Below are 25733 nucleotides of genomic sequence, written 5' to 3'. Positions count from 1 at the left end.
TCAATGGCACGACTGCGCGCTGATCAGCCGTATATTCATAATGATTGTCAGATCACCAACAGCGGCTTTGGTGCATATGTCGAGATTGGTGCTGGCAGCCGAGTGGCAAACTCGGTTTGGGGCGACTATTCCTATTGCGACCGGACTTGTGATATCGCCAATGCCGAAATTGGAAAGTTCGCAAACATAGCAAGCTTTACTCGCATCGGAGCGACAGATCACCCGATGGACAAGGCCTCGCTGCATCATTTTCACTATCGTTCCGCCGACTATTGGGACGATGCCGAAGATGATGCGGATTGGTTCGCGCATCGCGCCAGTCGCACCGCCCGGATCGGGCATGATACCTGGATCGGACATGCCGCGATCATCAAGCCCGAGGTCACGATCGGCAATGGTGCCGTGGTCGCTTCAGGTGCGGTGGTTACCAAAGACGTACCGCCTTATACGATTGTTGCAGGTGTCACGGCTCAGGTGCTGCGCAACAGGTTCCCCGAGGGCGTCGCGGACAGGATGGAACAACTTGCGTGGTGGGATTGGGAAAACGCCAAGCTTCGCGCGGCTTTGCCGGATTTTCGCACCCTAAGTGCCGAAGCGTTTTTGGAAAAGCACGCGTAACTCTGTTCTCGCAGATCCAAGAGCCGAAAACCCCTTTTGGGGGTCTATTCTTCGTTCAGGGTCAGCGTGACCCGCTCACCCGCGAAAACGGTTCGCCCATATTCAACCGGCTGGCCATCTGGATCGGCGTTCACGCCGACCGAGAATAGAACCGGAGCCCCCTCGGACAGTTGAAGCTGCAGGGCTTGTGTTGCCGTTGCCCCGCGTGCTGTCAAACGGGTCGAGATGCGTGTGTAATCCGCGATGCCGTTGGCTTGCAGAGCTTTTGTAACCGATTGCGTTTCAGTCAGCGTCTGCAACAGGTCGGGAAAACGCGCGGCTGGAAAAACGCTTTGAAACACGGCCACAGGCTGCCGGTCCGCCAATGACAGACCGTCATAGACATGCACCGGATCACCTTTGTCCAAACCCAAGGCTTCGGCTTCTGCTTCATCTGCCGCGCGTGTGGTCAGCGCGAGGATTTTTTTGCCCGGCATCTTACCGCTGGCCGAGATGTTTTTGTGATACCGAACTCTTTTGCCGATTGGATAGTCAGTTGGTCGTGCTGCCACGAACACGCCTGCGCCGCGCCTGGCGTGGACCAGACCTTGTTGCGACATGTCTGCCAACGCGCGCCGCACAGTGTGGCGATTGACGCCATAAGTGGCGGCCAATTGTGCTTCGGTCGGCAGGCGATCTCCGGTTTGATAGCGCCCTTCGGCGATGTCCGAGGTCAGGCGCAGGGCGATGCTTTTCCAGATCGGCGTTTTGCTCATGTCATCAAATCTTCACACCATCGCGGATTGCGACTCGGATGCCTAAAGGGTAATATTTGTCTAGTTGTATAGTTCATGTAGACAACCCGGCCAAGAGGCTTTGATGACAAATCAGACAGAAATCGCGACGCAGGCGCGGAAGGAATGGATGGGTCTGCTGGCCCGTGCGCCGGACGATGCTTTGATGAGGCTATGGGATGGCATTCAGGACCGCCCAAGTTTTGAATGGCTGCGCAGCCCTGAAGTGGGCGGCGTCATGGTGAGAGGTCGCACCGGAGCTACCGGAGCGCCGTTCAATCTGGGCGAAATGACCATCACGCGCTGTTCGGTCGTGCTGCAGGATGGCACGGTTGGTCACGGATATGTGCAGGGCAGGTCCAAGCCCAAGGCCAAAGCCGCAGCGTTGATTGATGCCATGATGCAGACGACTTCCGCGGATGAGTTGAAGGCAAAGCTGATCAACCCGCTGCGGACGCAAATGCAGAAGACCAAAACCGCGCGCGCCGCCAAGGCAGCTGCAACGAAGGTCGAGTTTTTCACACTGGTCCGGGGGGAAGACTGATGGCTGCGCAAACACAGTTTTCCGGGGGCTTTCAAAACGCGCCTGTCCAGGCCGCCCACGCGTTTCGTGCGGCCATGACCGTCATGGCGCGCCCGGGTGATATTCGCACCCTAACGGGCAGTGAACCCCCTGCGCCTTTGTCCGTGGCAGCAGGTACGCTGTTGCTGACGCTGTGCGACCCCGAAACGAAGGTGCATCTGGCCAGTGACGCTGATACCGATGCGGTTCGCAAATGGCTGACCTTCCACACGGGCGCGCCGATTGTGTCAGCGGATCAGGCGGATTTTGCCGTTGGTACGTGGGGCGCGTTAGGTCCTTTGAACGCCTATCGTATCGGGACGCCGGAATACCCGGACCGGTCTGCGACCCTAATTGTAGAATGCGACCAGCTTGAGCAAAGCGGTGCCATACTGAGCGGCCCTGGGATCAAGGACACCGCGCGGTTGTCTCTGCCGGATGTTCCAGCGCTTCAAGGCAATGCGATGCTGTATCCGCTGGGGTGCGATTTCTTCTTTACCTGCGGTGACAGGATCGCGGCTCTGCCGCGCAGCACGCAGATCAGGACAGAGGGCTAAGCGATGTATGTAGCTGTCAAAGGGGGCGAAAAAGCCATCGAGAACGCCCATACGTGGCTGGCCGAAGAACGCCGGGGCGCGACTGATGTGGCGGAACTGAGCCTTGCGCAGATCCGCGAACAACTGAGCCTTGCCGTAAACCGGGTCATGGCTGAAGGGTCGTTGTTCGACCCCGACCTTGCGGCGCTGGCAATCAAGCAAGCGCGTGGTGATCTGATTGAGGCGATCTTTCTGGTCCGTGCTTACCGTACGACTCTGCCGCGCTTTGGCTATTCCAACCCGGTCGAGACCTCTCAGATGGCGTGTGACCGCCGGATCTCGGCCACGTTCAAGGATGCGCCCGGCGGGCAGGTTCTCGGTCCGACTTTCGACTACACCCACCGTTTGCTGGACTTCAAACTGGCTGCTGATGGTGAAGCCCCTAAGGCACCCGAAGGCGCGGCACGTCAGGAGCCGACGCCCCATATCACCGAGTTCCTGAAAGGTGAGGACATCATTCAGGATGAATCCGCCAGCGATGACACCCCGGGCGACCTGACCCGCGAGCCGATGGAGTTTCCGTCAAACCGTCCCTTGCGCTTACAGTCGCTGACCCGCGGGGACGAGGGCTTTGTACTGGGCATGGCCTATTCCACCCAGCGCGGCTACGCCCGCAACCATGCGTTTGTCGGCGAACTGCGCATCGGCAAGGTCGCGGTCGAAATGGACATCCCCGAGCTGGGTTTCGCCATTGATATTGGTGAAGTCGAGCTGACTGAATGTGAGACGGTCAACCAGTTCACGGGCTCGAAGACAGAACCGCCACAGTTCACACGTGGCTATGGTCTGGTCTTTGGTCAGTCCGAAAGAAAATCCATCGCGATGGCTCTGGTCGATCGCGCGCTGCGTTGGGAAGAACTGGGCGAAGACAATCTGGGTGCACCGGCGCAGGACGAAGAATTTGTCCTGAGCCATGCGGATAACATTCAGGCCACAGGTTTCCTCGAACATATCAAACTGCCGCATTACGTCGACTTCCAGTCTGAGCTGGAGCTGGTCCGCAAACTGCGTCGCGAGGCTGAAGAACGCATTATGCCAAAGGAGGCCGCGGAATGAAGGCCGTCGTTTTTGACATCGGAAATGTGCTGATCCGATGGGATCCGCATCTGGCCTGGTTGGGCGAGATGGGCAGCCGCGAGGCCGTGGCCGAGTTCCTGACCCGCATCGATTTTCAAGATCGCAATCTGAGGGCGGATGGCGGAGAGAATTTCGCCGATCTGGCGTCAGAACTGGATGACGCCGAAGACCGGCAACGCCTGAGTGTGTATGTTGAGCGCTATGCCATGACTGTTCCGCAAAAGATCGAAGGAACCTGGCAACTGCTCTATCGATTGAAGGAGCAAGGCACGCAGGTTCACGCAATTACAAACTGGTCGGCGGAAACATGGCCGGTTGGTGTTGGCGCGCATCCCGAGTTGGGCGACGTCTTCGATGTGACCATCGTGTCCGGTCAGGAAAAGCTGTTGAAACCGCAGCCTGAGATTTTTCATCGCTTGTGTGAGCGGGCCGGGCTTGCGCCTGAAAACTGCATTTTCATCGACGACGGGCTGCACAACGTCGACGGCGCGCGCGCCGTTGGCATGGATGGCATCCACTTTACGACGCCTCAAGCGCTGGAAAGCGCGTTGATTGAAAGAGGTCTCCTATGAGCGAGTACAACTTCGCCTACCTGGACGAACAAACCAAGCGGATGATCCGCCGGGCGATCCTGAAAGGTCTGGCTGTGCCTGGGTATCAGGTTCCCTTTGCCAGCCGCGAGATGCCCATGCCCTATGGCTGGGGGACGGGTGGCGTTCAGGTCTCGGCGGCGACACTGACGCCCGAGGATACGTTCAAAGTGATCGACCAAGGCGCAGACGACACCACCAACGCAGTGTCGATCCGCAAGTTCTTTGAGAACACCGCCGGAGTTGCCACCACGGAGGAGACGAAAAAAGCAACTGTCATCCAGACTCGCCACCGCATCCCCGAGGCGAAACTGCGCGAAGACCAGATCATCGTCTATCAGGTGCCGATCCCGGAACCTCTGCGCTTTTTGGAGCCGCGCGAGACCGAGACGCGCAAAATGCACAGCCTTGAAGAATACGGGCTAATGCATGTGAAACTGTACGAGGACATCAGTCAGCACGGGGCGATCTCAACCGCTTATGCCTATCCGGTCAAAGTATCAGGCCGGTATGTGATGGACCCGTCTCCGATCCCGAAATTCGACAACCCAAAGCTTGAGATGGACGCGATCCAGCTTTTTGGTGCAGGGCGCGAACAGCGTATCTATGCAGTGCCCCCGCATACCAAGGTCGTGAGCCTCGATTTCGAGGATTACCCGTTTGAGGCCACCAAAGCCAACCATCCCTGCGATCTGTGTGGGGCCGAGGACAGCTATCTGGATGAGGTTATCATGGATGACGCAGGCAACCGAATGTTTGTCTGCTCGGACACCGATTATTGCCGGTCGCGCCGTGAGGCAGGCCACGTGGGCCGACTGGCTGAGGAGGACGCGGCATGACCCCCCTGTTGCAAGTCAAGGGCATCGAAAAGCGCTATGGCGCGCGGATCGGATGCGCGGATGTGAGCTTCGATCTCTACCCCGGAGAAGTGATGGGGATCGTCGGTGAAAGTGGTTCAGGTAAGTCGACCTTGCTGAATTGTCTGGCCGGGCACCTGGAACCGGACGCCGGGCAAGTGATCTTTGATACCCGAGTGGATGGACCGGTAGACACAGTCACCATGTCCGAGCCGGAACGTCGAATGCTCGGCCGCACTGACTGGGCCTTTGTGCATCAGCACGCACGCGACGGGCTGCGGATGTCTGTCAGCGCGGGGGGCAATATTGGTGAGCGGCTGATGGCCGTTGGCGACCGGCACTATGGCGAGATTCGGGACAAGGCCGTCGACTGGCTGGGCCGGGTCGAGATTGAAGCAGCCCGTGTGGATGATCGCCCCAGCGCGTTTTCTGGCGGGATGCAGCAGCGTCTGCAAATCGCGCGCAATCTGGTGACGGGCCCTCGGCTGGTGTTCATGGACGAACCGACTGGAGGGCTGGACGTATCCGTGCAGGCGCGCTTGCTGGATTTGTTGCGCGGTCTAGTGCGTGAAATGGGGCTGAGCGCCATCATCGTGACGCATGATCTGGCCGTGGTGCGCTTGCTGGCGGATCGGCTGATGGTGATGAAAAGCGGTCATGTGGTCGAAGCTGGGCTGACCGATCAGGTGCTGGACGACCCGCAGCATGCCTACACGCAGTTGCTTGTGTCCAGCGTATTGCAGGTTTGATTATTTAGGAAAAGATGAAGCGATGATTGAACTGATCGATGTGAGCAAGAGCTTCACCCTTCATAATCAAGGCAGCGCCGTGATCCCGGTTATGGAAGGCGCGTCGTTGAAAGTAGTGCCGGGGGAATGTGTCGCCCTGACGGGGGCGTCCGGTGCAGGTAAGTCCACACTCATGCGGGTGATCTATGGCAACTATCTGGCCGCTTCTGGTCAGGTGCTGGTCGGGGGGCTGGACGTTGCGAAAGCCGAGCCGCGCCAGATCCTGTCGCTGCGTCGCGATACTTTGGGTTATGTCAGCCAGTTCCTGCGGGTTGTGCCTCGGGTGCCGACGCTGGAGGTTGTGGCAGAGCCGCTGCTGGCCGTAGGCACGGACAAACAAGTTGCGTTGGATAAGGCAGCTGGGTTGCTGAAACGGCTGAATATTCCCGAGCGTTTGTGGACCCTGAGTCCAACGACATTCTCTGGCGGAGAGCAGCAGCGGGTGAACATTGCGCGTGGCTTTGCGCATGAATATCCTGCGATGTTACTGGATGAGCCGACGGCGAGCCTGGATGCGCAGAACCGGGAAACCGTTTTGTCTCTGATTGAAGAGGCAAAGCAACGTGGTGCGGCGATTGTTGGGATTTTCCACGATCTTGAAGCCCGCGAGCGAGTCTGTGATCGTGAAGTCAATGTCTCGGACTTTACACCGGGGCTGGCTGCATGACGCTTGCCCCGGTCATAGCCGTTGTCGGACCTTCGGGGGTCGGCAAAGACAGCGTCATGGGGGCGTTGGTGGCCCATGCGCCCGGTATCCAGCGCTTGCGCCGAGTGATTACCCGTCCCGAAGGGGAAGAGGGTGAGGATTTCGACCGGGTTTCCGTCGCGACGTTTCAACAGATGGAGCAGGCCGGGGCTTTTGCGCTGAGCTGGCCTGCACATGGGCTGTTTTACGGTGTGCCGAACAAGATCACACAGCAGCGGCAGATAGCTGACGCTGTTCTGGTCAACCTGTCTCGTGCCGTGTTGGTGCAGGCGCAGGAGGTGTTTGGGGACCTGATCGTGATTTCCCTGACGGCCGAAGCTGATGTTTTGGCGCAGCGCCTCTCCGCAAGAGGGCGGGAAAGCGCAGCAGAACAGGCGCGGCGGCTGGGTCGTGCCAAAGCGCCTTTGCCTGATGGTTTGAAACGGGTCATCGAAGTCGACAACTCCGGTGCGCTGGAAGACACCGTCGCCGAGATCCTTGCGCGACTTCAACCGGAAAGCGCGTAGCGATGGATCAGGTGAAACCGACCATCCTCAGCCTCGCCCATCAGCGCCAGATCGGTGATCTGGAAGGGCTGCGGCAGCAACGGGGCCAGATGGGCTTGCAGCGCCTCTTGGGTGGCCCGAAGGGTCGGTTTGTCCAGCTTGCCGCTGAGCGTGATGTGAAAGCGAAAACCGTCCAGCACATAAGGATAGCCCCATTGAACCAGATTGGCCTCCTGTTCCGGTGTCAGGCCAGCGGCGCGGCGGCGGGCCAGTTCAGCCTCGGTTGCGGCTTCGCGAAAATTGTCCAATTGCTGAACACAAGCGGCGGCCAGGGTGTTCAATGCTTGCGTCTCACCCATGGGGCGCAGGGCCAGAAAGCGGCCAAGCCGCGCGATCTCGAGGCCATCCAGCGTGACAGGAGGTTGGTTGGAGGCGAACGAACCGCAAGCTGCGTGCAAGGCGTCGAAGGTCTGGACTGCGCGCAGTCGGAAGGGGGGTTTCATCGTCGCGTGCAGCCCGTATTTACGTGGCACTTCCGTGACTGCGGCAACGTCGATGTCTCCGACTACCGGATGCGCGACCAAAGATCCGGTTTCCATGTCCCAACCCAGCCAGCTGGTTGCAAATTTCGTCCACTCCGCCTTAGCGGGTGGCGCAAAATAGATCGCGTATCGCGTGAATGTCACATTGGCCTCCTATTGCGTGGCCTTCCACTACCTCAAACTGCGTGAAGTTCAGATGACAGAAGACTTGATCCTTGCCAATGCCACGCTTGTGTTGCCGAATGAAACCGTAACCGGCAGCGTCCGGATTGTGGGCGAGACCATCGCCGAGATTGATACCGGAAACGCGGTTCCGTCTGGTGCAATCGATTGCGAAGGCGATTATGTCAGCCCAGGTCTGGTCGAATTGCACACAGATAACCTGGAGCGTCACATTCAACCCAGGCCACGGGTGGATTGGCCTCATGCCGCTGCGATCCTTGCGCATGACGCGGAATTGGCCAGCACTGGTATCACGACCGTTTTTGACGCCATGCGGGTGGGCTCGATCCCGTCGGGTGCGGCACGTTATGGAAAGTACGCCCGTGGCCTATCGCAGGAATTGTGGGATCTGCGGGAACAGGATGCGCTGAAGATCAGCCATTTCCTGCATCTGCGGGCCGAGGTGTGTTCCGAGACACTGGTAGAAGAGCTGGAAGAGTTTGGGCCAGAGGACCGGGTTGGTCTTGTGTCCATCATGGATCACACTCCCGGGCAGCGGCAGTTCCGCGACATGACCAAGCTTGAGGCGTATATGAAAGGCAAACATGCGATGGACGATGATACGTTCCTGCAGCATGTGGCCCAGCTAAAGGGTCTTCGCGACCGTAATGGCGATGTGCATGAGCTTGAGACCGTTAAGGCCGCGCGCCGTTTTGGGGCGGTTTTGGCCAGTCATGACGATACGACGGAAGATCAGGTGAAAGTCTCGGCAGGTCACGGTATCCGACTGGCTGAGTTTCCGACCACGGTCGAGGCAGCGCGTGCCTGTCACGATCACGATATCAAGGTCATGATGGGGGCACCCAACATCATTCGCGGTGGCTCGCATTCGGGCAACGTCGCGGCGCGCGATTTGGCCGAACTTGGGCATCTGGACATCATGTCATCGGACTATGTGCCGTCGGCCCTGTTGTTGTCGGCGGCCATCCTGGGCGAGATGTGGGATGATATGGCGCGTGGGATGAAAACGGTCACTCTGGCCCCTGCGCTGGCCGCGGGACTGGAAGATCGGGGGGAATTGCGCGCCAATGCCCGAGCCGATGTCATCCGTTTCCGGATGCGGGCTGGAGTACCGGCCCTGAGCTCGGTCTGGGCGCGTGGTCGGCGTGTCGCCTGATCAGGCGGTGTAGAACAGGTATCGGTCTGGGGCGATCGTTTCGGGCCCTTTGATCTGGTTAAAGCCGACAAGGGGCTGGCCGGAAATCAGCAAACCGCCAGGTTGCATGACCTGCGTGATCAATGGGCTGAGCCGCGCGGCTTCAGCCACATCGTCCTGTTTGATCCCGCGACCAAAATCGTAATGAGCCAACGCGATCTTATGCCCGTCTGCCGCCAGCTTCTTCAGCATCGGCTCGGCCTCACCTTGCAGGAAATCTTTGGCCGGAGGGGTGCTGTCCGGGTGGCATTGCAGGACCCGGTCCATCACCCAGATCCGGCGTTCCGGTAGGATTTCGCGCAGGTGATCATAGGTGCGGCCATTGCCCAAACCCATGTCCAGCACATCGCCTGGCTGTCCGCTGATGCACCGGGCAGCCCAGTTCAAACCGTCGCGTTGAGCCGTCAGTCGGCGCAGCATGGAATCCAGTCGGCTCATGGTGGTGTCCTTATTCGTTCTTAGGCGCGACCCAGATCGTGGCCGGGCCTTTCAACAATTTTCGCAGCAGGGCCTCGGTAAAGGTCCAAATGTCCTGATCATGGACCAGATGATGGGTCAATATGCCAAATGGTTCAGCGTTGTCTGCGCGTCCTTCGCGCCGGTCGCGCAACAGATCAACTGTCTGCGCGATCAGGATGTCGGGGTTGATCAGACTGCGTGTGCCACGCCAGTCAATCGGGTCAAGATGGGTGTTGATTTGTTCCAGCCCCGGTGCGGGAAAAGGTGTTTTGCGCGGCGTCGCTGTGGACAGGACACGAAAGCCCAGACCGGGAAGCTGCGCGACCATCTCGGGCGTGATGCGGTTCCACGGGGGAACAAACATGGGTCGCACGTTATCACCGAGCAGATCACTAAGACGGGCCATCCCTGCCTTTGCATCATCAACCATCTGGTCCAGCGGTCGATTGAGTCGGAACTCAGCCTTCTTCTCTCCCACAGGCGCGCGGTTTTTGTGCGCCCAGCCATGCACCACAGGGATCAAAGAGGGTCGATCCGCGCCATATTCGGCCAACGCCGGGGTCGCGTCGTGGGGGATGACAGCCAGATGAACAGGTAGGCCCAATTCCGCAGACAGATCAGCCAATTGGTCCAATTGAGGAGTTGGAGCGACGGCGTCATCGTCACGCCACCAGAGCGGAAATGACATACCCGATGCACGCCAGTGATCCAGCTCGGCGTCCAGAGGGTGCCAGTCGGGGGTCATGCACGCAGCTCCAACAGGCGTTTAGCGATGCGTACGCTTTGGGCAGCGCCGTCAAATCCGAAATCCTGTTTTGCGCGAGGACCATCAGCAATGATGTGTTCGACCGCTTGGGCAAGTGCGGCCCCGCTCAGGTTCCGACTTTCCAGTACTTCGATAGCGGACAGGCCAGACAGGCTCTGCCCGCGCAGACCTTGTTCAACCTCTTTGCCGTCATCGAAGGGGATAAAAACCGCAGGTGTGCCGCTTTGCAGAATATCCATGGCGGTGTTGTAGCCGCACATGCTGACCGACGCAGCCGCAAGTGGCAACATCTGGCGAAAATCAGGGCGCACAGGTTCAAGGATGACCGAGGCTCCTTTGCCCTGTTCCGACAGTTCGGCAATCCGCGCCTTTGCATCCGTCCCGCCGACTAACAGGCGCCAATGCGTGTTGGGCATCTGGTGGGCGGCCTCGATGGCCGCGCGAAAGATCGGCTGCCCGACAGAGCCGCCACCGGCGCTGACCAGAATTTCACCTTCACCCACCAAATCCGGGTGAGGTTGGGGCAATTCCGGCGCAACAAAGCCTGTATAGTGCAACCGGCCCGCCAGTTGATCTGAAACCGGCCAACTGACGGATAGGGGCGTCACGCTTTCGGTCGAATGAACCAGTACGCCGTCATAGTACCGGGTCACAATATCGTCTGCGCGCTCGGCCTTGGCGGGTTTTGAGGGCGGGGCCAGAATATCTCGGATCGACCCCAGAACAACCGGACGTACCGGCAGCTCTGTTGCTGTGCTCAACGCTGCGTCGAACTCGGCGGTCAGCGATCTGCGACCAAAAGGATAAAGCTCGGTGATCAGCACCTGTGGCTGGAACGTTTTTACAGCCTGTACCAGAGCCGTCACACGCGCCTCATGATAGGCGGCATCAGCCTCTTCGCCGGTTTCGGTCAGCAAGCGGGTGAAATTGGTGCCGTCCGACCTTAAAGGGGGCAGGCCAAACAACGTCATTCCACTGCTGTCCAGCTGCGGTGCAGGCATTCCGCCCGTCACCACCATGACCTCGTGCCCGTCATCCCGAAATGCACGACCAAGGGTCAAAGCGCGGCTGAGATGCCCTGTTCCCAACAGGTGTGTGACGATGATCATCACCTTCATGGCAAGGTCTCTCGTTTTGGCAAGCGTATGGGATCGGGGTCAGCGGTCATGGTATTCACATCAACGATATACAGCCGATTGCGTTTGATCTTGAAGGGGGCAGGGCCAACAAAATTCCAACCCCAGGCTTGGGCCAGTATGACCCGCATGATGCCGATATGGCAGACAGCCACCGCATCGTTTTGCAGCGCGGACAGCCAAGGGCGCAACCTGTCACGAACATCTGCCGGACTTTCGCCATTTGGCGGTCGGAAATCCCACCCCCAATCTTCGATATGCTTGTAACCGCTTGTTGTGTCCGCGATCAGATCAACGCCGCGTTGACCCTCCCAATCGCCCCAGTTCATCTCGGTCAGCGCGCCTGACGTTTGCGGGATGCGACCCGAGACGATTTGGGCGGTCTCATGGGCGCGTTGTAGCGGGCTGGACCAGATGTCAGCCTGTGCCCAGTTGTCCGGCAGGCGATAGCCAGCCAATTCCGTTCGTGCGTCATCGTCCAGGGGAATGTCGCTTCGGCCCTGTATCTGACCAGCGCGGTTCCAGTGTGTGTGCCCGTGGCGAAGCAGCGCAAGCTTGGTCATGGCACGTCCTTCAGCAAGGGGCGGAGGGTTGCCCAAAGGCGGGCAGTGGCTTGTGGCATAAGATGACGGTCAGCCACATAGCTGCGCGCAGCCGCGCCGAGGGAGTGTCGCAGCGATGCGTCCTCCAGCAGAGTTTGCAGACGGATGGCAAAGCCTCGCGCCCCTGTGTCGACCGAAGGGTAAGTCGCAGGGGCCAGCACATCCCGCACGCCCGGTCGATCTTGTGCAAGCAACGGTACGCCTGCAGCCTGTGCCTCGAGGTAGATCATGCCATAGGCTTCGTTCACACCGGGCCAAACCAGCAGTGATGCGTGTTCGTAGGTTGCTTGCAGCGCATCGCGGTCGAGTTGACCCAGAAAGCTGACCTTTTCTCCGAACGGGGCCATCAATGCCTCGACTTCTGATCGTGCAGGCCCATCCCCGGCAATGTTCAGAAGCCACTCACCTGTCAGATGCGAAAGCGTTTCGGCCAAGATCTGGTAGGAGGCCATCTTGTCCCCGTGGCGCATCATGCCAACGGTCAGCATGGGGCCTTCCCCATTGGTTTCGGGGGGTAGCTCGGATTGGGGCAGAAATGGCGGCAGCTCGACCAAAGCCTGATCGCCAAAGCGATCACGTTCCAATGTGATCAGGTCGTTGGCGGTGTGATAAAATATAACATCGGCGGTGTCGCAGGCTTGATGTGCAGCGGCGGCGAAACCGGCCCAGGGGCCATTTAGCCTGCTGGATGCGCGGGTGCTTTCCAACTGAACATAAGGAATGCCGCGCGCCTTGCAGACTTGCGGCCCCAACAAATCGGGGGCTTTGTAGTAGTTGTGATATGTCACCCACAGAGCCGTGTCCGAAGGCAGGTCGGAAATTAACCTCTGTGCTTCTTCTACTGCCGCGCCGCGCAGGGTACGTTGCAGGTCCGGATCGCCGCTTTTGTCATAGATTCTAAGGTCCGACACCAGATCAACCCTGTCGCCTTCAGCGGCCAGCGCCTTGATCAGGTTCCGTGCCATTTCGCGGTCGCCCGATGGGGTCGGGCTGTCGGGGGATTTCATTGGTGCATAAAATGCGACCCGCGCCATCATGCGTCTTCCAGGCACATGGCGTTCAGGCGCTTGGAGAGTTGAGCGATCCCTGGGTCCATCCGAAACTCGGCGATCAGCCGATTATAGGCGGCGCGCGCCATCTGAAACGCCTGTTGCGGATCGTTGGCCAATGCTTCGATGGCTGCTGCCAACGCGGCCGGATCGTCCGCGGACAAGATGCCATGTGTCCCGGTTTCGATGAACTCCGGGATTGCTGACACCGGGGTCGACAGGATGGGCAACAGCTGAGAGGCAGCTTCCATCAACACATTCGGCAGCCCATCACGGTCGCCATCTGCCGCAATACGGCTGGGCAAAACAAAGAGATCGGCCTTTCGCATCGCATCGATCACCTCGGGCTGATCGCAGGCACCTCTCCACGTGATGCGATCCCCAATGCCAGCGGCGTTCGCCTTTGCGCTCAACGTATCGCCTAAAGCGCCGCCGCCAATATGGGTCCAATGCCAGTCCAGATTATCGGGCAACAAGGCAAAAGCCGCGATCAGCCGGTCGAATCCCTTTTTCTCAACCAAGCGCCCAACCGAGATCATATGAAATGGGCTTTCAACTGAGCGCAATATGCGGGTCGGCGGGTTCGGAAACCGCGACAAGTCGAGCCCGTGATAGATCAGGTCCAATCGATTGGGATCGTCTGCCAGTCCACGCAAATGCTCAGCCCCAATGGCTGTGCAAGTGGCACCGAACGTGGCGCCATGTGTTGCGGCCTGCAGCTTTTCACGCTTTTCCCATTCGGGCGACGTCCAGATGTCCTTGGCGTGGGCCGAAAAGCTCCATGGCAAGCCGCGCATGATGGCCGCATAGCGGGCAACAGACGACGGTGTGTGCATGAAATGCGCGTAAAGCCCCAGAACTTCGGGGGGTAGTTCTGCGGCCAGAACACAAGCTTGGCCAAAGCGCCGAATGCGATTTGGTGTTGGATCGCGACGCAAGTCCTGCCGCCAGATCCGGTAAGCCTCGGCATAGCCGGGCAGGGTTTGCGCAATCGCACGCGCGGCCCAGACTCGCTGCGGCTCCTGATACAGGTATTCGGGCAAATAATGCACCTGCCCGGTGAAACGGTCGTGCAAGGGATGGCGCTTGGTGTCGGTCGGGTGGCGCAGCGACCAGATGTCGAACCGATGGCCCGCGTCCTGCAAGGCGACAAGCTCCTGCGCAATAAATGTTTCAGACAGTCGCGGCCAGCCTTTGACCACAACCGCCAGCGTAGGCGTTTCTGAGGTCATCCGGTGGCTCGTTCCTGTTCCCAGGTCAGCAGGTCGTCGATGCGGTCGGTGACGTAGTCCAGCCCGTCGAGCAAACCGGTCTGGATGGCCTGGGATGGCAGGGTTTGTTTGGGCAGGTTACGGATCGCTGCGATCATCGCCTCGGGGGTCAGGCCGTCACGGTGTTCGTCCAGCATTTTGACCAAGCCCAGCTCTTCCGCGCGTGAGGCGCGAATCCACTGTTCCAGCCGGGGCGTGGTGCGCGGAACGATGACGGCGCGCTTGTCGAAGGACAGAACCTCGCAAAAAGTGTTGTAACCGCCCATGCACACAACGCCCTCGGCCCCCGCAAACAGCGTTTCGATCTGAGATTCAAAGCCAACTGCCGTCACGCGCCCGTTCAAGGCGGCAACACGTGTTTCGAATTCCTCGCGCAGTTCGCCTGACAGGAAGGGGCCATAGACCAGCATTGCACGTGGGGACAGGTCTGGGTCTTTCTCGTAAGCAGAAAGAACCAGGTTCACCATCGCTTTGCCATCTCCGCCCCCGCCAGGGGTGATCAGGATATAGGGTTGCTCAGGCGGCTCACCCACCGGGCCAAGATCCCGCCGCAGATAACCTGTCCAATGAATGCGGGATTGCGCGGCGGGGCTCAGCGGCAAGCCTTGAGTTGGGTCATAGATCGACTTCAAGCCATAGACCCAGATTTCGTGATAAAACCGCTCGGTCGCCTCAACAGCTTCTTTGCGTGCCCATTCGGCGGCCAGAACTTCGGGTTCATCCAGAACATCCCGTAACCCCAGCACCAGTTTTGTGCCACAGTTCCGCTCCAGATAATTCAGCGTTGGCAGCAGTTCACCGCGAAACCCGGTTGGTTCTTTGTCGACGATCAGTACGTCGGGGTCGAATTGCTGAACGGCCGTCTGGATCAGGCCCGAGCGAAGCTCGGTCACTTCATCGATGCCCATTCCGATCGTACGTGCCGCGTAAGAGCCATCGGCGCGCTTGGTCACACCGGGCAATCTCACGTGATCGACGCGGCGGGGAAAGGTAAACCTTCCTGCCACCGGAGAACCGGTCAGGATAAGCGCAGACGCGCTGGGGTCGGCCTGCGTGATTGCAGCGGCCAAAGCCCGCGACCGGCGTAAGTGGCCAAGGCCAAACGTGTCGTGGCTGTAAAACAGGATACGCGGCGCGCGGTCCGGTTTTGAGGTGGTGGTGCCAAGGCTCATAGAGTTGCCCGTCTTCTTGATCTCGATGCGAAATCCGCGCGTTCGCAAGCGTTATCGTATATTTTTTTGTCGTGCTTGCCAAAGGCGGAAATGCGCCCCTGCAAATGTTCCAAGCATTGCGATTTGGCAACAGCATATTGACGAGTTAGCGACATATCGCACCAAAGCTTGGATAGGATTGCAAAAGCATCAAAGAAATCGCTGACATAAGGGCGCCCGCAACCTGTGCTAAGTCATATTCAATTTTTGCCAGATTGAAAATAGCTGCAACACGCCTGTGCGCCAATACCACGCCTCTACACGATATTGAGACAGAGACGTGCGAGTGTTTGAACTGCCTTCAACGCTTGTTTAATCTGACCTGCATCGGAAAAACTGGATGCAAGACCCTATGAAACATACCTTTCTGGCCGCAATAGTCCTGGCTTTGTGGGCTTTCGTTCTGGCTTTTCCGGTCAGTGTTTCGGCGCAGACATCGTTGATTCCCGGTTACGGTTCGGGATCGAGCAGCACATCCGATACGGTGCCCGAAAACGATCTTGCCGCCGCGATCCGCGCTGCCAGCGAAGCCGGTGCAAGTGTGATTGTCATAGACAGCGCCGGTCAGGTCGTGACAACGGCGGGCGGAGCAGAGGCAGGCTCAGCCGAAGGCGGCGGTGGGGCAAACAACCCCATGAGCGACGGATCGCAGCTGATGAAGGCGCAGGAGCGGTTCTCGAAATTCCGCGATTCGATGCAATCGAGGCTCGAGGCGCTGCCCTATTCAGTGTTCGAAGTGCAGTATATTCTACGTCAGACCAGCCCTGACGGGCGCATCCAGACTTATGTTGAGGTCTTGGGCTGGAACGTCCTGTTCTTGCTGTTGGGGCGTTGGCTGTCGATCGAGATTTACGGCAAACGCTTTGCTCGGCGCTGGGTTGTGGCCCGGGTCAAAGACGACCCTGTTGGATACCGCGAAAAGATGCCTTTCCTTGTCTTCCGCTTTGTGATGGGGATTGGAGGCACGATCTTTGCCATGCTGATGGCGCTGATTGTTGGATACCTGTTCTTCGGCGAGGCCGAGGACATCTCGATCCAGTTTACAGTCACGGCTATTTTCACGGCGTTCTTCCTCGCGCGTACTGTATCCGATCTGTGGCGGATGGTTCTGTCGCCCTATCTGAGCCAATACAGACTGCCACCTTTCTCGGACAAAAACGCCCGCAGGCTTTACATCTGGGCATCGGCCTTAGCAACCTATGACATCTCGGTTGTATTGTTTGCGACCTGGGTCGCGGATTTTGGCCTGAACTACAACGTTTATGCCATGGTCTATGGTGGGCTGACGATGATTGGCGCGTTGGGCAACGTTCTGATGATCCTGTTCAACGCACGGGCCATCTCGAACGCGATCCGCGGCGGACGGGCTGGGGATCAGGTATCCTGGTTGTTGCGGGTTGTGTCCTATGGTTGGGCGCCGGTCCTCATCGTCTACGTCGTGTTTAGCTGGTTCCGTTTGGCCGTTGATCTGGCGCTGGAGAATCCAACGCCAATTCCCCTGATTGCCAGCAGCTATCTGATCTTCATGTCCGTCGTCATCGCCTATGGGGCGATGAACTATCTGCTGGAACGGTATTTCGACCGGTCCCGTATGATTGACGAAATCAACGAAGAAGCGGCGGCAGAGGATGACGAGATCGCCCCGGCGGAAACGCCCGAGGCCGAGCAGCGCCAGCAATATCTCCTGACCTACGAAGATCTGGCGCGCCGCGTGGCCGGCATTCTGGCCTTTGTGATCGGGGCTTATGCGCTTGTCGTCATCTGGTACCCGGATGCGGACTGGAGCCAGGATTTGCCGGTCGAGCGCGCGCTGGATGTGATGGTCATCATCTTCATCGGCTACATCCTGTTTCACTTCTTCCGCATCTGGATCGACAGTAAAATCGCGGAAGAGGTCGATGACGGGAGTGAAGCCGAACTGGGTGATGAAGGTGGTGAGGGCGGACAAAGTCGTCTGGCAACGTTGCTGCCCCTATTCCGAGGCGCGATTCTGGCCGTTGTTGTCGTAACGATTGTGCTGATTGCTCTGATGGAGCTGGGCATCAATGTCAGCCCACTGTTTGCCGGCGCCGGTGTGGTGGGTCTGGCCGTTGGCTTTGGCTCGCAGACATTGGTGCGTGATATCTTTTCCGGTGCGTTCTTCCTGCTGGATGATGCGTTCCGCAAAGGCGAATATATCGACATCGGCGATGTCAAAGGCACGGTCGAGAAGATCTCGGTCCGGTCCATGCAACTGCGGCACCATCTGGGTGCGCTGAACACTATCCCCTTTGGTGAGATCAAGGTGCTGACGAACTATTCGCGCGATTGGGTCATCATGAAACTGCCCTTGCGCGTCACCTATGACACGGATGTCGAGAAGGTGCGCAAGCTGATCAAGAAACTGGGTCAGCAACTGCTGAGCGATCCTGTGATCGGAGATAACTTTATCCAACCGCTGAAATCGCAGGGTGTGATTGAGATGCAGGATTCTGCTATGATTATCCGGGTCAAGTTCATGACCAAACCGGGCGATCAGTGGTTGGTGCGTAAAAAGGTCTACCAGGACATTCGTGAATTGTTTGCTCGTGAGGGAATCAAATTTGCACACCGTGAAGTCACTGTGAGATTGGCGGACGGCAAAGAAGCCGAGGACCTGACGCCTAAGCAGCGAGAGGCCGTGACTGGAGCAGTACAGACTGCAATCGACGAGGATTATCTGGACGACATCGGGCCGGGTGGCGACGACCGCTAGGGACTCTCCCGCCGCTTCGGAATGCGTCTATGGCAAGACGCGACACAAAGCGTGGGCCGCGCGTTCCGCGCGACGGTTGGGTGCCTAGGCGGTAAAGGGCCAAACAGGCTTGGATGTGCCCAGTTTTGATGCTGGCAGATCCCAACGCATAGATGCCCCACCGACTTGGAGCGCTGGTTTGAGCCGCTGGCCGGGCCCCCAGCCGGAGGGTTCGGGGTCTGTATTGTAGTCTGCGGTTGTTGGGCTGATGGGTGCAGCTTCGGCATCGTCCTTGCCGAGCACGGCCAAAAGCTCGGCAGTGCGTGCAAGGGACAGGTGGGCGTGCATGATCGAATTACCTGCGGCGGCCTCTGACAGGGCGGACAGAACAGCGGCTGCCATCAAATACCCTGTCGCGTGATCCAAAGCCTGAACCGGCAAGGGGGTTGGTTTGTCCGCCTGCGCCCAGCCCATGCCGGTATGGGCAATGCCCGCGCTCATCTGCACAAGGCTGTCAAAGCCGCGTCGGGAGGACCATGGTCCCTGCCAGCCATATGCGTCCAGAGTGACCTCGATCCGGTTCGGAGCCAATTCGTCGCGTTTGGCGCGCGTCAGACCCAAAGCCTCCAATGCGCCCGGTCGATACCCGTGCACAAATACGTCCGCCTGAGACAGCAATTCTTGCAGTAGCTCCAGGCCATCGTCTGATTTGAGGTCCAGATAAGCGCAGTGTTTCCCGAGCGAGATGTCAGGGATCACACCCGGTTCATCCCAATCCGGAGGATCGATGCGCAGAACCTCGGCGCCGAAACCGGCCAGAGTTCGGGTCGAGACCGGACCGGCCAGAACACGTGTCAGGTCAAGCACGCGTAGTCCTGCCAGGGGCCGTTCGGCAGTTGCCTGCGGCCTGTCGCGTAGTTTGACATAGCGCGGCCCTTGCCAGCCAATCAGTGGATCACGTGACACGGCGCGGCCTTGCGGATGTTCCAGCCACTCGGTTCGACTGCGCATGGCAGCGGCAACGCCACCTTCTGCCACCACTGCGGTTTCGAGATCCGCTATAGACCATGACTTGACGGCAGTTGCCACGGCCTCGCGATCAGGCGGAGTACCAAGAACCTTCAGCGCAGCCGCCCGGTGGCGAGGTAAGTTGGTGTGCAGGCGTATCCATCCGTCCGAGGCTTTATAGTCGCCCGCGACCGCATCCCAGAGGCTCGGCATTTCCCAACCGTCTGGTTTGAAAGAATAGCCGAACCAAAGGGATGCCAGCCGGTGATCGACTTTGATTTCAGGCGTAGCAGACGACAGGTTGAGCGCTTGCATCAACCGGGCCATTTCGTGACCAACCGCCGCAAAGCTGGCTGTCGCCATCTCAGATACCGCGAAAGCACTTGGCAGCGCGCCGTCACCCGTTCTGCGATAGCTGTCTGCAGCAGGAAGGGTGGCGAGCAGGCTCATTGCTGATAGGGGTCCAGACTGTCGCGCAGCCCGTCACCGAGGAAGTTGAAAGCCAGCACGACCACGATGATCGGCAGCATCGGGATGGCCGTCCACGGGTAAATCTCGATCGAGGCGAGGTTTTGCGCATCATTCAGCATGACACCCCAACTGACGGCAGGCGCTCGCAGGCCCAACCCAAGGAAACTAAGTGCTGTTTCACCCAGGATCATGGCTGGTATCGACAACGTGGCCGATGCGATCAGGTGCGACATGAAGTTTGGCAGCAGGTGCTTGCGGATCACCCGGCCCGAGCTCGCGCCCATCATTTCAGCCGCACGCACATATTCTTCCTCACGCAGTGACAGAAACTTGGCGCGAACAGAACGCGCCAGGCCAGGCCAGTCGAGTATACCCAGAATGATCGAGATGATGAAGAAGACCGCAACAGGGCTCCAGTTCGATGGCACGGCGGCGGACAGCGCCAGCCACAAAGGAAGTTCCGGCAACGAACGCAGAATTTCGATGACGCGGTTGATCGTCCAGTCGATGCGCCCGCCGAAATAACCCGCCATCGAGCCGAACAAGATGCCCAGGAAGAACGACACTGAGATACCGATCAAACCCACTGTCAACGAAAGCTGAGCGCCATAGAGGATGCGGCTGAATATGTCGCGCCCCAGTCGGTCAGACCCCCACAGGAACAGGGTGGCGCCTTCGGGGGCGCAAAACAGGTGGGTGTCGGATGGTATGAACCCGGCCAGACGGTAGTCTGACGCTTCGCAAAAGAACCTGATGGGGCGTGGGTCGTCTGTGTCGGGCACAAATTTCCACTGGAATGTCTCAAGATCCGCTTCGGCAACGATGGGATATACATGAGGACCAATAAACTCACCCTCATGGAACCAGTGAACCGATTGGGGCGGGGCATAAAGGTGCTCGCCATTGCGGTCGTTGGGTCCATAGGGTGCGATGAACCCGGCAAAGGGCAACATCAGATAGCACAACAGCAGGAAGATGCCTGAGATCAATCCAAGCTTGTGGGTGCGGAACTTGCGCCAGACCAGCACCCAGTTTGGTGCGTCCAGATCGGCGCGTTCGAGCTGTTGAACAGACGCCTGTGGGTCAAAAGGCGCGTCATCGACAAAGCGGTCATCGGGACGTTCGGTCATGCTTCGCGCCCCTCATAACGGATGCGCGGATCGAGCATCACCAGCAGAATGTCCGAGATCATCGTACCGATCAGCGTCAGCAAGGCGACAAACATCAGGATGAAGGCCGAAAGGAACTGATCCTGTGTTTTCAAAGCCGTCAGCAGGGTCGGGCCAATGGTTTGTAGGCCCAGAACAACAGAAACCAGAACCGAGCCTGACACCATTGACGGAAGCAGGTTGCCGATATCGGCCACGAAAGGGTTGAACGCTACGCGCAGTGGGTATTTGGTCAGCATCCGCGACGGGGCCATACCTTTGGCAATCGCAGTTTCGACATAAGGCTTGCCAAGCTCATCCAGCATATTTGCCCGCAGGCGCTGCATCATGGCCGAGGCCCCCGACGTGCCGATCACAAAGGTTGGCACGATCAAGTGAACGAGGATGGATTTCAGCTTGTCCCAACTCATCGGCTCGCCTTCGAATTTGGGATCCATAAGGCCGCCGATGGGCAGGTTGAAATACTGGTGTCCGTAGTAGAACAAGATCAGAGCCAGAAGGAAGTTCGGTGTGGCCAGACCCAAATATCCGACAAAGGCCGAGGTATAGTCGATCCACGTCCGCGACCGTGCAGCCGCTATAACGCCCAATGGAAGCGCAACTGCATAGACGAACAGAATTGCGGCCAGATTGACGACGACCGTCAGCCAAAGCGTATCGCCAACAATTTCTGAAACAGGTCGGTCAAATTCAAATGACCAGCCATAGTTCCCTTGAATCAATCCAGAAAAGCCGTGCGGTCCGGGCCAGAACCCCATCCAGATCAGGTATTGCTCCCAGATGGGACGATCCAGAGCGTATTCCGTGCGAAGAAACTCGGCTTTGGCGACACCGGCAGATTGGCCCGAGGCCTGAAGCTCGGCAATCTGGTTGCTCAGGTAGTCACCGGGCGGCAGGTTGATGATTGTGAAAATCAGAACAGAGACCACCAACAGCGTCAGCAGCATCGTGAAGAATCGATACACCGCATAGCGCAGCATGACCATTTTGCTGCTCCTGCTTAGTCGGCGAAAAAGAACTCGTCCGGGCGATGGATACCGAAATGCGCGCCGGGCTCCCATGCCCACATAGCCTGTTCCGGTACGTTGCGCAGACGGTTTGACACAACGACAGGCTGGGGCGCGCCGTTCAGGATACCAATCGCATATAGTTGGTCCGCATGAATTTTCAGCATTTCCGTCCAGGCAGCCATGCGTTCTTCATCGCTTGTGGCGATTTCCCAATCATGGGCCAGCTCCATCAGGCGTTCAGCTTCGGGCATGTCGGGGGCTTCGCCAGCTTCGCCTTTTGTCTGGTAATATTGACCCCATTTGGGCCAGGCCAGAAACACCTGATCGGTGGGCGCCAGATAGGCAGGGGACGTATGTGCCTGCGGGATGCCATCATCCCATCCAAACCAAACTGACGCCATCGAGTTGCCCGCAAACACGCGGTTGCGCAGAATGTCGCGGTCCAGCGGACGCATCACCAGTTTGACCCCGATCTCGCGCCAGTTGTCGGTGACGATTTGCAGCGCGTTCTCGACCTCTTGTCGTTCACCGGCGGTTTCGATGATCAACTCCATCGGGCGGCCATCGGGTAACAGGCGGATGCCATTCTTGTCGCGCTGAGTCAGACCGGCTTCGTCCAGCAGGGCATTGGCCTGATCAATATCGTATTGCGCCCAGGCTGCGGCGTTCTCTTCACTGTAGAAAGGCGATGCGGGCAGCACGGACATCGCCGCGGGACGCGCCAGTTTGAAATACAGAGCCTGATTGATTGTGTTGCGGTCTATGGCCAGCGACAAAGCGCGTCGCACGCGAACGTCACGCAACACGTCGCGCCAGACGTCATCTGCAAAGTTGAGGTTCGGATAGATCGCGACTTGGGACGCTACGCCGGTTTTCCAGAGCAGTGTTTTGTAGCCGCCTTGAGCTTCGCCTTTTTTAAGGATCGACGCGTCCCGGAAGGCCAACCCGCGACCTTGCAGATCGCTTTCACCTGCGTTGGTCTTGGCGGCAACTAGGCCGGGGGCCACAATCTCCATCTCGACCACATCGATATAAGGCAGTTGCACCCCGTTGCTGTCGATACGGTGATAATAGGGGTTGCGCACGAAGTTGTGGCGGATCTTTTTACCCGAGCTTGCGTTCAGCCAAGGTTGCAATGTCGGCAGTTCGTGGTTGTCGAACTTGTAAAGGTTGTCCAGCTTGTTGTGCAACGCGGCCCAGCTTTTGACCCTTGCGTCCTCAACCAGAAACGCCAATTCCTCGGGATCGGCGTATTTCTCGTGATACTGTTTGAGGAAGGCGGACGGTCGGTAGATAAAGGGCGGCCGGGCATTCGCCAGCGTTTGCAGGAAGTCCGGGTTTGGATCCTCCCATTCGAAGATCACCGTGGTTTCATCAGGGAAGGTGACAGTGGGTGACTTTCCTTCGACGATCAGAAACTCAAGCGGGCCCGAGGGGCTGAGCAGTTCGTTATTGGCGACCTCTTCCCACCAATAGCGGAAGTCTTCTGACGTAAAGGGTGAGCCATCCGACCATTTATGCCCTTCCCGCAGTTTCAGCGTGAACTTGCGATTGTCTTCGTTCTCGAACGAGGCCAGCAGGTCGGGCACAATTTCATAGTCCTGGTTAAACCCGACAAGGCGAGCATAGCCATAGACGACCATTTGGCGGATATCTTTCGACCGCGTCACCATCGTGCGTAGGGTGCCACCTTGCGTTCCGAATTCGCGACCTTTGGCGGCCAGATCAACAACCAGCGGTTCCTTGGGAAGACGTTCTTCAACAGGCGGAAGATTGCCGGCCTCAACCTCAGAGCTCCAGAAGGTGCTTTCCTGAGGAGCAGGAAGGGTTTCTGCCGTCGCGGGCAGCATCCCCGAAAGGGCCAGCATTGCGGCCAGGATCAGGGGGCGAGTGGTCTTAAACATGGCAACGTACCTTATGGCCCGGTTCCAATTCCACCAATGAAGGTATCACGGTGTCCGAGAAACGGAAGGCTTCTTCCCAACTGTCCGGCGCGCCGGCGCCCAGAGAGACCATTTGCAGGTCAATCGGACGGTTGATGTCGGGTTCGGGTTGAGCGGCAATCAGCGCCTTGGTGTAAGGGTGACGCGGATTGTAGAAAAGCGTTTCGGGCGGGGCCTGTTCGACAATCAGGCCGCGCCGCATGACGGCAACTTCATCAGCGATCCGGGCGACAACGGCCAGATCGTGCGAGATAAACAGATAAGACAGGTTCAGACTGTCTTGCAGGTGTTCCAACAAGGTCAGGATTTGCTCCTGAACCGAGACGTCCAGAGCCGACGTAGGTTCGTCACAAACAATCAGCTGCGGGTCCAGCATCATGGCGCGGGCCACTGAAAGGCGCTGCCGCTGCCCGCCGGAGAAAGCGTGGGGATAGCGTTTCAGCATGTCTTCTGTCAGGCCAACGCGTTGCAGCATCTCGGCCGCCTTCTCGCGCTGTTCAGCCACGGTGCCGATCTTGTGGATCTCAAGCGGCTCGGTCATTGCGTCTTGGATACGCATGCGGGGGCTCAGCGAGCTGTAAGGGTCCTGAAACACCATCTGCGCTTTTCGCTGAAACGCCGTGCGCTGGGCACGCGTCATGCTGTGTACCGTGATTGGGTCAGCGTCAGGCGCGGTGCGGAAAAGAACTTCGCCGCCGGGGTCCGGAAGTTCTGCCCCCAGAGCAATGCGGGCGGCCGTTGTCTTGCCTGATCCGCTTTCCCCAACAATGGCAAGCGTTTTTCCGCGCGACAGATTAAGGTCCACGCCGCGGCAGGCATAAATTGCCTTGTCGGCCTGCCACCCCTTGCTGGACCTCATCGTATAGGTCTTGGACACACCCTTCATTTGAAGGATCAGATCTTCGTCAGGCATGGGAATCCCTACGGCATCCTGATCCGGTATTGCGGGAGCGGCGTCGAACAACTGTTTAGTATAGGGATGCGCTGGAGCGGTCAGGATCGGTGCGGCGGGGCCAGATTCCATAATGCGGCCCTTGTGCATGACCACCACCTGCTCGGCCATATTGGCAACCACGCCGAGGTCATGGGTGACAAGGATCAGCGCCATGCCGGTCTCGCGTTGCAACTCTTTAATTAGGCCAAGCACCTGTGCCTGTGTCGTTACGTCAAGCGCAGTGGTCGGCTCGTCCGCAATCAGAAGTTCGGGCTTGGATACCATTGCCATGGCGATCATGGCGCGCTGACGCATGCCACCTGACAGCTCGAACGGGTACGAGTCATAGGCACGCTGCGGATCTGGAAAGCCCACGCGGTCAAACTGGGTCATAACCTGTTTCCGGGCTTCAGCCTCGGACAACCCGCGATGCAGCCAAAGGACTTCGCTGACCTGATTGCCGATCTTGTGCAAAGGCGAGAGCGAGCGCATGGGTTCCTGAAAGATCATCGAAACCCGATTACCGCGAATGTTGCGCATCTCGCGTTCAGAGATCGATGTCAGTTCCGACATCCCTTTGGAATCGTTCAGAGTTATTGTGCCGCTGCGGATTTGTGCAGAGCGGGGTAGAATACGTAAAGCGGCCCGGCATGTGATTGTTTTGCCCGATCCGGATTCACCCACCAGTGCAAGCGTCTGGCCGGCCTCGACGTCGAAGTTCACATCCGTGACCACGGAATTGCCCGTACCAAAGCCAATGCTCAGGTTTCTGACGGACAACAACGCGCTCATGCGGGTTTTCTACCCGTTTGGCCAATAGGTAACATCGGTTGTTTCAACTCCCCGTGATTTTTTCATCAGTGTCGCGCGGTTCCGCCCGTCTAGTCAAACCCGTTCTTATGCTGAAATGTCGCGGAAATGTGAAACTTTGGGCTTCATCGCTACACAAAGTCTTGAGAATTTGTCATCTAGGGCCGCATCGGACGCATCTATGCTTTCGATTGGTATCAAGGAGATAT

The 25733-nt window shown here is 58.4% G+C and carries 25 protein-coding genes; 11 read left to right on the top strand and 14 right to left on the bottom strand.

Annotation, left to right across the window (positions count from 1 at the left end; translation table 11 throughout):
- Positions 1–3: 3 nt before the first annotated feature.
- Positions 4–618, top strand: coding sequence for an LbetaH domain-containing protein (locus tag ACR3EH_RS06515; protein ID WP_171187112.1), 615 nt, complete (start codon positions 4–6; stop codon positions 616–618).
- 44 nt (positions 619–662) lie between these two features.
- Here the strand turns inward: ACR3EH_RS06515 and phnF are convergent, their stop codons facing one another.
- A complete protein-coding gene (gene phnF / locus ACR3EH_RS06510; protein ID WP_171676082.1) occupies positions 663–1373 on the bottom strand; it encodes a phosphonate metabolism transcriptional regulator PhnF in 711 nt (236 codons plus the stop codon).
- A gap of 103 nt (positions 1374–1476) precedes the next feature.
- On the opposite strand from phnF, the gene phnG reads away from it, so the two are divergent.
- Genes phnG through phnN form a run of 8 tightly spaced genes read left to right on the top strand, consistent with a single transcriptional unit; the run spans position 1477 to position 7073 of the window.
- Complete coding sequence (gene phnG / locus ACR3EH_RS06505; protein ID WP_171187108.1) at positions 1477–1935, top strand: phosphonate C-P lyase system protein PhnG; 459 nt, start codon at positions 1477–1479, stop codon at positions 1933–1935.
- On the top strand, positions 1935–2510 hold the full coding sequence (gene phnH / locus ACR3EH_RS06500) for a phosphonate C-P lyase system protein PhnH (RefSeq protein ID WP_171187106.1): 576 nt from the start codon (positions 1935–1937) through the stop codon (positions 2508–2510). The genes phnG and phnH overlap by 1 nt, the downstream gene beginning before the upstream one ends.
- 3 nt (positions 2511–2513) lie before the next feature.
- Positions 2514–3605 carry a carbon-phosphorus lyase complex subunit gene (locus tag ACR3EH_RS06495; RefSeq protein WP_171187105.1) on the top strand — a complete coding sequence of 364 codons (1092 nt, stop codon included), beginning with the start codon at positions 2514–2516 and terminating at the stop codon, positions 3603–3605.
- Complete coding sequence (locus tag ACR3EH_RS06490; RefSeq protein ID WP_171187103.1) at positions 3602–4198, top strand: HAD family hydrolase; 597 nt, start codon at positions 3602–3604, stop codon at positions 4196–4198. Before ACR3EH_RS06495 ends, ACR3EH_RS06490 begins: the two co-directional genes overlap by 4 nt.
- Entirely contained in the window at positions 4195–5055 is an 861-nt protein-coding gene (locus ACR3EH_RS06485; RefSeq protein WP_171187100.1) for an alpha-D-ribose 1-methylphosphonate 5-phosphate C-P-lyase PhnJ, read from the top strand. Before ACR3EH_RS06490 ends, ACR3EH_RS06485 begins: the two co-directional genes overlap by 4 nt.
- Positions 5052–5822, top strand: a complete 771-nt coding sequence (gene phnK / locus ACR3EH_RS06480; protein WP_171187098.1) for a phosphonate C-P lyase system protein PhnK — start codon at positions 5052–5054, stop codon at positions 5820–5822. The genes ACR3EH_RS06485 and phnK overlap by 4 nt, the downstream gene beginning before the upstream one ends.
- A 22-nt stretch (positions 5823–5844) precedes the next feature.
- Positions 5845–6528: a phosphonate C-P lyase system protein PhnL gene (gene phnL / locus ACR3EH_RS06475; protein ID WP_171187095.1), complete on the top strand. Its 684-nt coding sequence runs from the start codon at positions 5845–5847 to the stop codon at positions 6526–6528.
- Positions 6525–7073 carry a phosphonate metabolism protein/1,5-bisphosphokinase (PRPP-forming) PhnN gene (phnN, locus tag ACR3EH_RS06470; RefSeq protein WP_171187093.1) on the top strand — a complete coding sequence of 183 codons (549 nt, stop codon included), beginning with the start codon at positions 6525–6527 and terminating at the stop codon, positions 7071–7073. Before phnL ends, phnN begins: the two co-directional genes overlap by 4 nt.
- Here the strand turns inward: phnN and ACR3EH_RS06465 are convergent.
- Complete coding sequence (locus ACR3EH_RS06465; protein WP_171187092.1) at positions 7055–7738, bottom strand: DUF1045 domain-containing protein; 684 nt, start codon at positions 7736–7738, stop codon at positions 7055–7057. The two genes, phnN and ACR3EH_RS06465, sit on opposite strands and share 19 nt — an antisense overlap.
- Before the next feature lie 52 nt (positions 7739–7790).
- On the opposite strand from ACR3EH_RS06465, the gene ACR3EH_RS06460 reads away from it, so the two are divergent.
- Positions 7791–8933, top strand: coding sequence for an alpha-D-ribose 1-methylphosphonate 5-triphosphate diphosphatase (locus tag ACR3EH_RS06460; RefSeq protein ID WP_171187091.1), 1143 nt, complete (start codon positions 7791–7793; stop codon positions 8931–8933).
- Here ACR3EH_RS06460 and ACR3EH_RS06455 read toward each other — a convergent pair whose 3' ends face one another.
- From ACR3EH_RS06455 to ACR3EH_RS06425, 7 genes are read right to left on the bottom strand one after another with little or no spacing between them, the layout of a single operon-like run.
- Positions 8934–9410: a class I SAM-dependent methyltransferase gene (locus ACR3EH_RS06455; RefSeq protein ID WP_171187090.1), complete on the bottom strand. Its 477-nt coding sequence runs from the start codon at positions 9408–9410 to the stop codon at positions 8934–8936. It abuts the gene before it with no gap.
- 10 nt (positions 9411–9420) lie between these two features.
- The gene (locus ACR3EH_RS06450; RefSeq protein ID WP_171187089.1) at positions 9421–10176 is read right to left on the bottom strand and encodes a polysaccharide deacetylase family protein; all 756 of its coding nucleotides are present in this window, start codon (positions 10174–10176) and stop codon (positions 9421–9423) included.
- A complete protein-coding gene (locus tag ACR3EH_RS06445) occupies positions 10173–11315 on the bottom strand; it encodes a glycosyltransferase family protein (RefSeq protein WP_171187088.1) in 1143 nt (380 codons plus the stop codon). The genes ACR3EH_RS06450 and ACR3EH_RS06445 overlap by 4 nt, the downstream gene beginning before the upstream one ends.
- Positions 11312–11896 carry a histidine phosphatase family protein gene (locus ACR3EH_RS06440; protein WP_171187086.1) on the bottom strand — a complete coding sequence of 195 codons (585 nt, stop codon included), beginning with the start codon at positions 11894–11896 and terminating at the stop codon, positions 11312–11314. Before ACR3EH_RS06440 ends, ACR3EH_RS06445 begins: the two co-directional genes overlap by 4 nt.
- Entirely contained in the window at positions 11893–12969 is a 1077-nt protein-coding gene (locus ACR3EH_RS06435; RefSeq protein ID WP_171187084.1) for a glycosyltransferase family 4 protein, read from the bottom strand. The genes ACR3EH_RS06440 and ACR3EH_RS06435 overlap by 4 nt, the downstream gene beginning before the upstream one ends.
- Positions 12969–14216 carry a glycosyltransferase gene (locus ACR3EH_RS06430; protein ID WP_171187083.1) on the bottom strand — a complete coding sequence of 416 codons (1248 nt, stop codon included), beginning with the start codon at positions 14214–14216 and terminating at the stop codon, positions 12969–12971. Before ACR3EH_RS06430 ends, ACR3EH_RS06435 begins: the two co-directional genes overlap by 1 nt.
- The gene (locus ACR3EH_RS06425; protein ID WP_171187081.1) at positions 14213–15427 is read right to left on the bottom strand and encodes a glycosyltransferase family protein; all 1215 of its coding nucleotides are present in this window, start codon (positions 15425–15427) and stop codon (positions 14213–14215) included. The genes ACR3EH_RS06430 and ACR3EH_RS06425 overlap by 4 nt, the downstream gene beginning before the upstream one ends.
- A 391-nt stretch (positions 15428–15818) precedes the next feature.
- Here ACR3EH_RS06425 and ACR3EH_RS06420 point away from each other — a divergent pair, with 391 nt between their 5' ends.
- Positions 15819–18200: a mechanosensitive ion channel family protein gene (locus tag ACR3EH_RS06420; protein ID WP_171094410.1), complete on the top strand. Its 2382-nt coding sequence runs from the start codon at positions 15819–15821 to the stop codon at positions 18198–18200.
- Positions 18201–18284: 84 nt separating this feature from the next.
- Here the strand turns inward: ACR3EH_RS06420 and ACR3EH_RS06415 are convergent, their stop codons facing one another.
- Genes ACR3EH_RS06415 through ACR3EH_RS06395 form a run of 5 tightly spaced genes read right to left on the bottom strand, consistent with a single transcriptional unit; the run spans position 18285 to position 25506 of the window.
- Positions 18285–19637, bottom strand: a complete 1353-nt coding sequence (locus ACR3EH_RS06415; protein WP_171187078.1) for a CoA transferase — start codon at positions 19635–19637, stop codon at positions 18285–18287.
- Positions 19634–20788, bottom strand: a complete 1155-nt coding sequence (locus ACR3EH_RS06410; protein WP_171187076.1) for an ABC transporter permease — start codon at positions 20786–20788, stop codon at positions 19634–19636. The genes ACR3EH_RS06415 and ACR3EH_RS06410 overlap by 4 nt, the downstream gene beginning before the upstream one ends.
- A complete protein-coding gene (locus ACR3EH_RS06405) occupies positions 20785–21813 on the bottom strand; it encodes an ABC transporter permease (RefSeq protein ID WP_171187074.1) in 1029 nt (342 codons plus the stop codon). Before ACR3EH_RS06405 ends, ACR3EH_RS06410 begins: the two co-directional genes overlap by 4 nt.
- A 14-nt stretch (positions 21814–21827) precedes the next feature.
- Complete coding sequence (locus tag ACR3EH_RS06400) at positions 21828–23741, bottom strand: ABC transporter substrate-binding protein (RefSeq protein ID WP_171187072.1); 1914 nt, start codon at positions 23739–23741, stop codon at positions 21828–21830.
- A complete protein-coding gene (locus ACR3EH_RS06395; RefSeq protein ID WP_171187070.1) occupies positions 23734–25506 on the bottom strand; it encodes an ABC transporter ATP-binding protein in 1773 nt (590 codons plus the stop codon). Before ACR3EH_RS06395 ends, ACR3EH_RS06400 begins: the two co-directional genes overlap by 8 nt.
- Between the last annotated feature and the right edge of the window lie 227 nt (positions 25507–25733).

The organism is Ruegeria sp. BG7 (genome assembly GCF_056535685.1).
The sequence above is the reverse complement of the archived record's forward strand: the minus strand, read 5'-3'. Positions and strand labels throughout refer to the sequence as shown.

Coding starts and splice junctions, on each gene's coding strand:
- phnN (WP_171187093.1), top strand. CDS start 6,525: ATGACGCTTGCCCCGGTCATAGCCGTTGTCGGACCTTCGGGGGTCGGC.
- ACR3EH_RS06420 (WP_171094410.1), top strand. CDS start 15,819: ATGAAACATACCTTTCTGGCCGCAATAGTCCTGGCTTTGTGGGCTTTC.
- phnF (WP_171676082.1), bottom strand. CDS start 1,373: ATGAGCAAAACGCCGATCTGGAAAAGCATCGCCCTGCGCCTGACCTCG.
- ACR3EH_RS06460 (WP_171187091.1), top strand. CDS start 7,791: ATGACAGAAGACTTGATCCTTGCCAATGCCACGCTTGTGTTGCCGAAT.
- ACR3EH_RS06445 (WP_171187088.1), bottom strand. CDS start 11,315: ATGAAGGTGATGATCATCGTCACACACCTGTTGGGAACAGGGCATCTC.
- ACR3EH_RS06435 (WP_171187084.1), bottom strand. CDS start 12,969: ATGGCGCGGGTCGCATTTTATGCACCAATGAAATCCCCCGACAGCCCG.
- phnG (WP_171187108.1), top strand. CDS start 1,477: ATGACAAATCAGACAGAAATCGCGACGCAGGCGCGGAAGGAATGGATG.
- ACR3EH_RS06455 (WP_171187090.1), bottom strand. CDS start 9,410: ATGAGCCGACTGGATTCCATGCTGCGCCGACTGACGGCTCAACGCGAC.
- ACR3EH_RS06440 (WP_171187086.1), bottom strand. CDS start 11,896: ATGACCAAGCTTGCGCTGCTTCGCCACGGGCACACACACTGGAACCGC.
- phnL (WP_171187095.1), top strand. CDS start 5,845: ATGATTGAACTGATCGATGTGAGCAAGAGCTTCACCCTTCATAATCAA.
- ACR3EH_RS06425 (WP_171187081.1), bottom strand. CDS start 15,427: ATGAGCCTTGGCACCACCACCTCAAAACCGGACCGCGCGCCGCGTATC.
- phnH (WP_171187106.1), top strand. CDS start 1,935: ATGGCTGCGCAAACACAGTTTTCCGGGGGCTTTCAAAACGCGCCTGTC.
- ACR3EH_RS06415 (WP_171187078.1), bottom strand. CDS start 19,637: ATGAGCCTGCTCGCCACCCTTCCTGCTGCAGACAGCTATCGCAGAACG.
- ACR3EH_RS06410 (WP_171187076.1), bottom strand. CDS start 20,788: ATGACCGAACGTCCCGATGACCGCTTTGTCGATGACGCGCCTTTTGAC.
- ACR3EH_RS06490 (WP_171187103.1), top strand. CDS start 3,602: ATGAAGGCCGTCGTTTTTGACATCGGAAATGTGCTGATCCGATGGGAT.
- ACR3EH_RS06395 (WP_171187070.1), bottom strand. CDS start 25,506: ATGAGCGCGTTGTTGTCCGTCAGAAACCTGAGCATTGGCTTTGGTACG.
- phnK (WP_171187098.1), top strand. CDS start 5,052: ATGACCCCCCTGTTGCAAGTCAAGGGCATCGAAAAGCGCTATGGCGCG.
- ACR3EH_RS06515 (WP_171187112.1), top strand. CDS start 4: ATGGCACGACTGCGCGCTGATCAGCCGTATATTCATAATGATTGTCAG.
- ACR3EH_RS06405 (WP_171187074.1), bottom strand. CDS start 21,813: ATGGTCATGCTGCGCTATGCGGTGTATCGATTCTTCACGATGCTGCTG.
- ACR3EH_RS06450 (WP_171187089.1), bottom strand. CDS start 10,176: ATGACCCCCGACTGGCACCCTCTGGACGCCGAGCTGGATCACTGGCGT.
- ACR3EH_RS06495 (WP_171187105.1), top strand. CDS start 2,514: ATGTATGTAGCTGTCAAAGGGGGCGAAAAAGCCATCGAGAACGCCCAT.
- ACR3EH_RS06400 (WP_171187072.1), bottom strand. CDS start 23,741: ATGTTTAAGACCACTCGCCCCCTGATCCTGGCCGCAATGCTGGCCCTT.
- ACR3EH_RS06485 (WP_171187100.1), top strand. CDS start 4,195: ATGAGCGAGTACAACTTCGCCTACCTGGACGAACAAACCAAGCGGATG.
- ACR3EH_RS06430 (WP_171187083.1), bottom strand. CDS start 14,216: ATGACCTCAGAAACGCCTACGCTGGCGGTTGTGGTCAAAGGCTGGCCG.